Source organism: Sphingobium sp. LMC3-1-1.1 (genome assembly GCF_040676285.1).
In the GTDB taxonomy this organism is placed as follows: domain Bacteria; phylum Pseudomonadota; class Alphaproteobacteria; order Sphingomonadales; family Sphingomonadaceae; genus Sphingobium.
Window position 1 is genome coordinate 1 of the sequence record NZ_JBEGHQ010000059.1, and the last position, 533, is coordinate 533.

Here is a 533-nt window from a genome sequence, read left to right on the forward strand (position 1 = left end):
ATTCATGATATTAGCGCGAAAAATAAAAATAAAATCTGCCGACCGTAACATTGTCACGTGCGGATCGTTGTCTGAATGCTCCAAGCGATGCCTTTCCATCCTGGATGGTGCGTTTCCAGCCCAACAACAGACGCCAACTTCCCACAGGCAAAAGCCTGTGGATGCCGCGTCTGTAAGGAATAACACCATGAAACATAACGTTTTCGCCGTCCTCGTCGGGACGGCAGCACTCGGCGCCGCGACTATTGCGGCAGCCCAGTCCACGACGCCGGCTACCACGGGCAGCTATTCGAGCATGAATGTGGGCGCCGCTCCGATCCATGGTCTGGACGGCCCAGCTTTCTCCGCCGCCGCCTCCGATGCCAATGGGTTCCAGATTGCGGCAAGCCGCCTCAGCCTGACGCGTTCGCAACGCAGCGATGTCAAGGACTATGCCCGGCGCATCATTTCGGAATCACAGACCTCCCAGCAGACGCTGATGGCGTCGCTGAGCAACGACCAGCGCAAGATCGCCCGGCCCAGCACTCGCCTGT

At 58.3% G+C, this 533-nt stretch carries 1 protein-coding gene; it reads left to right on the plus strand.

What is annotated here, in order from left to right; translation table 11 throughout:
* Positions 1-187 precede the first annotated feature (187 nt).
* On the plus strand, positions 188-533 hold a 346-nt coding region (locus MRBLMC3_RS23130), incomplete at its 3' end, for a DUF4142 domain-containing protein (protein ID WP_363829462.1).